The 8,999-nt window shown below is 39.8% G+C and carries 6 protein-coding genes; 3 read left to right on the forward strand and 3 right to left on the reverse strand.

Features of this window, described 5'->3' with window-relative positions; all coding sequences use genetic code 11:
* Positions 1-37: 37 nt before the first annotated feature.
* The 3 genes from A5295_RS05055 to A5295_RS05065 form a co-directional block, all read right to left on the reverse strand.
* Entirely contained in the window at positions 38-2,731 is a 2,694-nt protein-coding gene (locus tag A5295_RS05055; RefSeq protein ID WP_064621972.1) for an ABC transporter permease, read from the reverse strand.
* A 17-nt stretch (positions 2,732-2,748) separates the two neighbouring features.
* Positions 2,749-3,588 carry an ABC transporter ATP-binding protein gene (locus A5295_RS05060; protein WP_082915503.1) on the reverse strand — a complete coding sequence of 280 codons (840 nt, stop codon included), beginning with the start codon at positions 3,586-3,588 and terminating at the stop codon, positions 2,749-2,751.
* Between the two features lie 269 nt (positions 3,589-3,857).
* Entirely contained in the window at positions 3,858-5,180 is a 1,323-nt protein-coding gene (locus A5295_RS05065; protein WP_064621975.1) for an O-acetylhomoserine aminocarboxypropyltransferase/cysteine synthase family protein, read from the reverse strand.
* Between the two features lie 320 nt (positions 5,181-5,500).
* On the opposite strand from A5295_RS05065, the gene A5295_RS05070 reads away from it, so the two are divergent.
* From A5295_RS05070 to dprA, 3 genes are all read left to right on the forward strand, one after another.
* Positions 5,501-6,049 carry a YraN family protein gene (locus A5295_RS05070; RefSeq protein WP_033888751.1) on the forward strand — a complete coding sequence of 183 codons (549 nt, stop codon included), beginning with the start codon at positions 5,501-5,503 and terminating at the stop codon, positions 6,047-6,049.
* The gene (locus tag A5295_RS05075; RefSeq protein ID WP_064621976.1) at positions 6,049-7,692 is read left to right on the forward strand and encodes a YifB family Mg chelatase-like AAA ATPase; all 1,644 of its coding nucleotides are present in this window, start codon (positions 6,049-6,051) and stop codon (positions 7,690-7,692) included. The genes A5295_RS05070 and A5295_RS05075 overlap by 1 nt, the downstream gene beginning before the upstream one ends.
* A 119-nt stretch (positions 7,693-7,811) precedes the next feature.
* On the forward strand, positions 7,812-8,999 hold a 1,188-nt coding region (gene dprA, locus A5295_RS05080; protein WP_231875292.1), incomplete at its 3' end, for a DNA-processing protein DprA.

Here is an 8,999-nt window from a genome sequence, read left to right on the forward strand (position 1 = left end):
AGATGTGTATAAGAGACAGCATATGTTCTTACGAAATTTAGTCCTCCGCGAGCGCAACTACTGGCGAAGACTTTACTGCCCTATGAGCTGGAAGCACGCTGGAAAGAAGCGCTGCAAGCAAAGCGATGAGAGCAAGAACCGCGTAAATAGTCCAATCAACTACAAACGGAACTTTGCCAATTACGCTAAATACCATGTAGGATCCAATCCAACCAAATGCTGTTCCAATAACCAATCCAGAAACAGTGCTTGTTAAGGAAATTAACGTTGCCTCCAACGCAAGAGACCTTCTAACCTGACCCCTTGTCATGCCTATTGCACGCAAAGTTGCAGATTCTTTGGTTCGCTCAATAACAGACAAGCTTAATGTGTTTGCAACGCCTATTAAAGCAATCACAACAGCTACTGCTATTAAGCCAACAAGCAACATCATCATTATGTCGATAGCACTCTCCCACTGGGCTCTTTGGAACACGCTTCCAGCAGCCATAACCTCCGCATAACTAGATGTAACATTTCGAATGTTTTTAACAATATCTATAAGATTAGCTTTGCTAGAATCTACCGAAATAAGCAGCATATGTGTTGTGGGCTTAAGGTAGCTATTGAAGTAGGATTTGCTCACAAAAGCAGTATTATTTGAATACACACCAACATTTCGATACTTCTTAAACTGAACTTGCTTTACAGTAATGCTCTTATCGTTATTACTAGAGTCTGTATTCATGCCAGTAAATGGCGTAATATTATCACTGTCTGTTTCACCAGAACTGTACTTTTCTACATAAGCCTGCAGATTAAGACTTCCTTTTTTAAGATCAAAAGGCTCTCCACCTTCATCATTAAACTTAGGCAAAAGCACAGAATCTTTGTTTATATTAACGCCATCAAGGTCAGTGTGCATTACATTTCTAAGTTGATTTACATTATCAACTCCAGCTGCCATAGCGTACTCAGTTTTGCCCTTAGCGTTCTTAAAAGTCATAGGAACTGCAGGAAGCAACTCAGTATACTTTATTCCACTAATCTTTGAAATGTCGGCAGCTAAAGATTCATCAACATTCTTGCCTTGAATAATAATGTCAACACTGTAACGGTCATCAACAACACCTTTAAGAGTTGCTTTACCGCAGATTGCGCCAGTTACTACTGTTGAAACAAGAGTTACGCCAATAAGCAAAGCTGTTCCAGTTGCTGCAACTCTTCTAGGGTTTCGTTGCACGTTTGCGTTAGCAACTTTAGAAGCAGGCCCACAAAGTGCCATAACTGCGCCAGTTGCCTTCATAGCAAACGGCATCCAGAATGTTGCTGTAATAATAATTCCAATAAACACAAGCGCGCATCCAAAAACTGCTCCAATCAAAGTCCTCCAAGAGTCAGCACCAGCATTAGGTGACTGCTGAGCAATCATGCTTGCTAAAGAAGTAGAACTTAAAGCCGTAAATAAAATACCTACAACAATAAATAGAACGCCAAAAACAGCGCGAATAATGCTTGCACGCTTATCTTTCATCAAATCCATTGGTCGCAACGCTTCCATAGGCGTTACTTTTGTAGCAGATCGCGCAGCACCCATAGATGCAAGAACTGTTACAATCGCGCCAATTACTATTGGCCACACAATCGCCGGAAGTGAAACAATCAAAGGAATTTTAGATAATGGTCCAGAATTAATATTCAAGTTACTAATTGCGCCCATAAATCCGATTGCGCAAAGCACACCAACAGCCGCGGAAATAACTCCAAGTATTGCAGCTTCAAGCAAAACTGCAGCATAAAGCTGGTGAGATTGTGCACCGATTACGCGCAAAAGCGCAAGAGTGCGTCTGCGTTGAGCAACCAGCACTTGGAATGTGTTTGCTATAACAAGCGAAGAAATAAGCAACGCTAGAACACCAAACGATAGCAAGAACATAGTCACAAAATTTGTGCCGTTTGACACACTTCGAACAGCTCTTACACCAACTTCGTGCCTAGACATAAGAGAAAATTGCTCTGGAAGCAAAGCGTTAATCTTAGGAGATAAATCGTTTATTTTAGATTCATCAATACTCATGTACACTTTGCTTTGCACAACTTGATTGTCAAAATTTTTAAGATTGTTGAGTTTTGCACAAAAATCATTCGTTATGCCACCAAGATACGTGCCGCGATTTGAAATTGGTATTTGAGAATGTTCTCCATCGTCAACAAGACCAACCACACGAACATCGTACGATTTTTCTTTATTTTCGCCAGTTTCATCTACTTTAACCAAGGTTATAGTATCGCCAATATTTGCATGTATGGATTTAGCAATACTTTTAATAAGCGTAATTTCGCCTATTTTTTGCGGATCTCTACCTTCTGTTGATTTATACACGGGAAGATTTCCATACAAACCACTAGACCAAGCAATACTTGTAACTGATTTATCACCTTTTTCTACTCCTACAAGCGCAGTCGCATCGTCACTACGAATACCGTTGACACCAGGCATCTTCGATATTTCGTCTAAATGAAGGTCTTTATAATGAATTCCACTATTCGGAGAACTGTTAGAGCTTTTAGATGAGATTGCATAATTTGCGCTATGGAATTCTTCCGTTGCATTGCGAACCATCAAGTCGTCAACACTGTTTACAAAAAGCAAAGTAGCGCTCATAAACATGCTGCCTATAAGAATTGCAATTCCAGAGGCGATTAGCATGCGCACGCTTTTACGCATAAGTTTTAGCGCGATTTTCCACATTCTAACTTCACCACCTTTTATTGCAATTGAGCAGACTGATTACTAATACCAGCCTCGCTGCGTTCCATAAGCATCTTGCTCATGCCTTCCGCAGTAGGATTTTGCACATCTTCAACGATTTGGCCATCTGCAAACACGATTGCTCGATCCGCGTAAGAGGCTGCAACAGCGTCGTGAGTAACCATAATCACAGTTTGACCAAGCTCCGTTACAGACTTCTTCAAGAAATGCAAAACTTCTGAGCTGGAAGCAGAGTCAAGATTTCCGGTAGGCTCGTCTGCAAAAACTACGGAAGGCTTAGAGATTAAAGCTCGAGCGATTGCAACACGTTGGCGCTGGCCACCAGAAAGCTCAGCAGGCCTATGCTTTAAGCGATTTTGCAAGCCAAGAGTATTAACCAAAGTATTAAACCATTGCTTATCTGGCTTTTTGCCCGCCAAAGTAAGAGGCATGAGAATATTTTGCTCAGCGCTAAACATTGGAAGAAGATTAAAACTTTGGAAAATAAATCCGACCATTTCGCGTCGCATAAGCGTAAGCTGCTTATCGCTCATGCCTGTAATATCTAGTCCATCAACCAAAACTTTTCCAGAATTAACGCTGTCAAGACCAGCCAAGGAATGCATTAAAGTTGACTTACCTGAGCCAGAAGGACCCATAATCGCCGTAAACTTGCCGCGTTCAAAACTTACGCTTACATCTCGCAAAGCGTGAACAATGCCTGCACCCTTGCCAAAATCTTTAACAACATGCAAAGCTGCAACTGCTGTTTCACCAATCAAGTTTTGGTTAAAATCTGCTCTAAAATCTAAAGCATTTTCTTGCTCGTATGAGCTTGTTTCGTACGGACTGTTCATAACTGCTCCTTTTCTTAAAAAGTAGTAATCGCATAGTTATCTACTGCTAATACTTAAATTTACGGAAAAATACAGCTGATTACCATCGTGCGTAAGGCGGAAATTATTGAGAAAAAATTAGCGTCTCATCCTAAAGTATGATGCACAAATTTACAAAATGTATAAAAATCGGAGCACATACAAATACAATATGCGCTCCGAATAAAATGGTAATGGATCTTCAGGAATATTTTTAATTGATAATTTTTGCTTTGCTTTCTCTTTTCTATTTAAGCAAGTCCTGCTTTACGAACTGCATCAAACCCGCGCTGTAAATCAGCAAGAATATCGTCAATATGTTCAGTTCCAATAGACAAACGAATAGTGCCTTCATGAATGCCTTGATCTTCCAATTCTTCAGGAGTTTCCTGAGAGTGCGTAGTAGATGCAGGATGAATAACCAATGACTTCACGTCAGCAACATTTGCAAGCAATGAGAAAAGCTGTAAATTGTCAATAAATACGCGAGCTGCATCCCTTCCACCTTTAATATCAAACGTAAAAATAGAGCCTCCACCATTCGGGAAGTAACGCTTATAAAGCTCGTGATCAGAACGACCTTCAATAGAAGGATGACTTACAGATTCAACCTCTGGCACAGTTTGCAAATATTGAACAACCTTCAACGCATTCTCAACGTGACGCTCAACACGCAAGCTCAAGGTTTCCGTGCCTTGCAAAAGCAAGAATGCTGCAAATGGGCTAATGCAAGCACCAGTATCGCGCAAAATAATCGCACGAATACGCGTCACAAAAGCCACAGGTCCTAAAGCTTCATAGAAGTTCAAACCGTGGTAACTTGGGTCAGCTTCTGTAAGAGTTGGGAATTTTCCAGGGACTTTAGCCCAATCAAAATTGCCGCCTTCAACAATAATGCCACCAAGAGTTGTACCATGACCGCCAATAAATTTCGTAGCAGATTCGACTACAATATCTGCACCATGCTCAAGCGGACGGAAAAGATATGGAGTTGCGAAAGTATTGTCAACAAAAACAGGAAGATTGTGGCGATGAGCAATCTCGGAAATAGTCTCAAAATCAGGCAAATCTGCGTTAGGATTACCGAAAGTTTCAAAGTATACAAGCTTTGTATTTGGTTGAATAGCATCCTCGAAGTTTTGAGGATGCTTAGGATCGACAAAAGTAGTTGTTACACCATCTCGAGGAAGAGTGTGACGAAGAAGGTTATAAGTTCCACCATACACATTCTTTGAAGACACGATGTGATCGCCCTGCTGCGTAATGTTACGAATAGCATAGTCGACAGCGGCCGCGCCAGAAGCAACAGCCAAAGCTGCAGTACCACTTTCAAGAGCTGCAATTCTGCGCTCAAAAACATCTTGAGTAGAATTCGTTAAACGACCATAAATGTTTCCAGCGTCACGCAAATCAAAACGAGCTGCAGCATGGTCAAAATCATGGAATACGTAGCTTGTTGTTTGATAAATAGGAACTGCACGAGAATCAGTTGCCGGATCCGCCTGCTCTTGACCTACATGCAATTGCAAGGTCTCAAAATGATACTTTCCTTGCGTTTCTTCAATATCGCTCATAATACCCCTCCAGTTTTGCGACTTTTTAAACAGTAGATTAGTTTGCTTCAGCTTACTTTGCGCATCCGCTTACTTTTCCGTTTTCTGTTTACATATTTATTTAAGTGATAACGACAATATGCCACTATGGTTCATTCGTACATACCTGTGGTTATCAAAATTAGCTATAACGAATTAACAGTTTGCAAAAAATAGCGAAATTTGTTTTAGAAAAATACGGAAAATATACTGAATTTCTAATACAACACGCCGTATGCAGCTTTTATCCACAATGCTTAAAAAATCTGGATTACTGCTCAATAAGCACAGAAAATAGCAGCATGATTACACAAAAACACATTATTGACGATGAAATTATCTCGCTTGACGAGATTGACAACGCTGAAACTGCTCAAGTATTTTTGCAAGAAAAACTTGAACAAGTGTCCAACGAGCTTCAAGATGATTCTCTTGAAAGTAAAGAGTTGGGAAAACTGGGAGAAACATACGCCGCTTTGCGACTTATGCAAAAAGGGTGGCACGTTATTGACAGAAACTGGCATTGCCGCAATGGAGAGCTAGATTTGGTAATGATTACTCCAGAACAAAAATTGGTATTCGTAGAAGTAAAAACTCGAAGAAGCGTACGTTGTGGCACTCCACTTGAAGCAATTACTCAAGAAAAATGTAGCAAATTACGTACAACTGGTATGAAATGGCTGGAAGAATGCGGAAGCGACATACCTCATTACCGTATTCGATTTGATGCTGTATCAATTCTCGTTATTAACAAATACACTTATCCAGATTCTGCATATGAATTGCAATCCTTGGAAGAAATTGAAGATAATTCATCAATCCAATTCAAGCATGTTCAAGGAGCATTCTAATGCATATTGGAAACGCAACATCAATAGGACTTATTGGTCTTAAAGCTTTTACTATTCAGCTGCAAGCTTTTATATCTGGAAATATGCCAAACTTTTCTATTATCGGCTTACCTGACACTTCATTAAGCGAAGCAAGAGAGCGCGTTAAATCAGCTCATTTTGCGTTGCATTGCAAATGGCCTGAAGGAAGGATAACAGTAAACTTATCACCTGCTTCAATGCCAAAAAGCGGAGCATCATACGATTTAGCTATCGCAGCAAGCATACTAAGCGCAGAAAAGTATATTCCACTTACAGAATTAGAAAATACAGTTATTCTAGGAGAACTAAATCTTGACGGGACAGTATTACCTATTCAAGGCATTCTTCCTATTGCACTTTACGCAAAAAAGATGCATTTTAAACGAATGATTATTCCACAAGAAAATCTTGCCGAAGCACAACTTGTAGATGGAATTGAATCTATTGGAATACACCATATTTTAGATTTAGTGACGCAATTGCATGGCAGTTTGAGCGAGGAATCACTAAAGCTTATTGAAGAAGACCCTGCGTATAAACATATGCAAGTTCTTGAGCGAAATGGAAATTATAACAATGGAGAAGAAGATTATAATCCGTCAATTCACGAAGAAAGCACTTCCCCACTACAAATTGAACCAAAATATGAAATTGGAGATATGTCTGAAGTAATAGGGCAAGAACATACAAAATGGGCTCTACAAGTTGCTGCAGCTGGAGGACATCACGTGATGATGATTGGACCTCCAGGATCTGGAAAAACCATGCTAGCTTCACGAATACCAAGCATTATGTGTCCACTTAACGAACAAGAACAGCTTGAGGTTGCTTCAATTCGTTCACTTTGTGGCACACTTCCCTACTACGGAATTAGCAATATTCCACCATTTGAAGCACCTCACCATACTGCTTCAGCAGCTTCTCTTATTGGAGGAGGAACAGGAGTTGCAAAACCTGGGATTATTACTAGAGCACATTGCGGAGTGCTGTTTATGGATGAGGCTCCAGAGTTTTCTCCTAGAGTATTGCAAACCCTAAGAGAACCATTGGAATCAGGGCATATTGCTATTTCTCGTTCAAAAGGTACAACTCTTTATCCAGCTAAATTCCAGCTTGTTATTGCTGCAAATCCTTGTCCTTGCGGCTACGCATACGGAAATGGAGAAAGATGCACTTGCAAAGAGCGCGAAAGAGCACGATATTTTTCACGCCTTTCAGGTCCAATTCTTGACCGTATTGATATTCAAATGGATGTACCTCCAGTAGAACGAATTATTATTTCAAACCATCATCAAGACAATGCACAAAACTCAGTTAAAAACACGTATCTGAATAGCAAAACAATGCGAGGTAACGTAATAGAAGCTCGTAAAATTGCTCGCGATCGTTTTATAAAACAAGGTTGGGATTGCAACGCACAAGCATCTGGAACGTGGCTTAGAAAATACACTTCACAGCAAGCTGTAGGACTTATTAACCGTGCATTAGAAAAGCATCAATTGAGTTTGCGCGGAGCAGATAGAGCATTGCGACTCGCGTGGACACTTGCTGATCTTTCTGGACACACTTCACCAGACATGACAGACATGGCACAAGCTATCAGTTTAAGGACACGAATATGAACACTAAGAGCATAAACAACACGGATAACACTAAAGAAACCATTAGTGCATCTAGCGATTTTTCTTCACCAGACGAAGAAACAATATCTCGTGCAATACTTACATTCTGCCTTGAAGGAGTGGATGCAATTATGTACACACTACTATTGGGATCTAAAAGCGCTAAAGAAATTGTTTCACTATTAAAAACAATTGTGAAAAATTATACGAAACAACAATCAACAGACTCAGCTCAACAAATGCAACTTCCAATTATTAGTGAAGTAGCAGATCAAGAAAACGATGCCAATTCTAAAACTTTTAGCTCAAGAAAACGTAACAAAAATCAAGAATTAGTATCTACAATGTTAAGTTTCATAAAAAAACATAAAGAGCTTGCTCTCTTAGAAAATTATTTCAAGAAGGGCTTAACAGCGTGGGGTTATCACAACAATAATGCGCCTAAATCTTTAGAAGTGCTACACAATTCTATTTCAAAATGGTGCGTTCGATTATTGCATTTGCCGACATGGAATAATGAATCACTATGTCAATGGTTCACTTGTGGCGGAAAGCAATGGATTATTGCACCACACAGCAAATATTGGCCGAAACAATTACAAGATTTGGCTTTTCAGAGTCATTTCTCACCACCTTTATGCTTGTGGGGCGTAGGGAATCCACAAACATTAACACAATGTCATAATCCACTTGCTATTGTTGGTTCACGCTCTTGCACAGACTACGGAAGAGAACTCGCATATCAATTTGCTTATGATTGCGCTTCGAAAGGTCATACTGTTATTTCTGGTGGAGCGTACGGAATTGATGCAGCAGCACATTGGGGCGCATTAGATGCACAAGATATAGATGAAAATAAGCCTACAGGAAAAACCATTGCTGTATTTGCAGGAGGATTAAATCATATGGGCCCCAGATGCAATTATCAGCTTTTTGAACAAATTATTGCAAAAGGCGGAGTGTGTATTAGCGAACTATGCCCAGATACAACACCAGTAGGCCACAGATTTTTATTGCGAAATAGAATTATTGCAGCTCTAGCATCAAAAATTATAGTTGCTCAAGCAAGATTACAATCCGGAGCACTAAATACTGCAACATGGGCAACGAATTTAAATCGCGAACTATACGCTATACCAGGAGATATCAATCAGCCTAATAATGCGGGATGCAATAAGCTAATACACGATTCACAAGCTATAATATTGTGTTCAACTCAAGATATAGATATTCTGTTTCCTCAATCTCATCACTACTTTGCTTATTCTCAACCTAAACCAGAAAAATTAAGTATAGACTATAAAAAT

This window comes from Gardnerella sp. 26-12 (assembly GCF_001660745.1).
GTDB lineage: Bacteria > Actinomycetota > Actinomycetes > Actinomycetales > Bifidobacteriaceae > Bifidobacterium > Bifidobacterium swidsinskii.

Coding starts and splice junctions, on each gene's coding strand:
- A5295_RS05055 (WP_064621972.1), bottom strand. CDS start 2,731: ATGTGGAAAATCGCGCTAAAACTTATGCGTAAAAGCGTGCGCATGCTA.
- A5295_RS05060 (WP_082915503.1), bottom strand. CDS start 3,588: ATGAACAGTCCGTACGAAACAAGCTCATACGAGCAAGAAAATGCTTTA.
- A5295_RS05065 (WP_064621975.1), bottom strand. CDS start 5,180: ATGAGCGATATTGAAGAAACGCAAGGAAAGTATCATTTTGAGACCTTG.
- A5295_RS05070 (WP_033888751.1), top strand. CDS start 5,501: ATGATTACACAAAAACACATTATTGACGATGAAATTATCTCGCTTGAC.
- A5295_RS05075 (WP_064621976.1), top strand. CDS start 6,049: ATGCATATTGGAAACGCAACATCAATAGGACTTATTGGTCTTAAAGCT.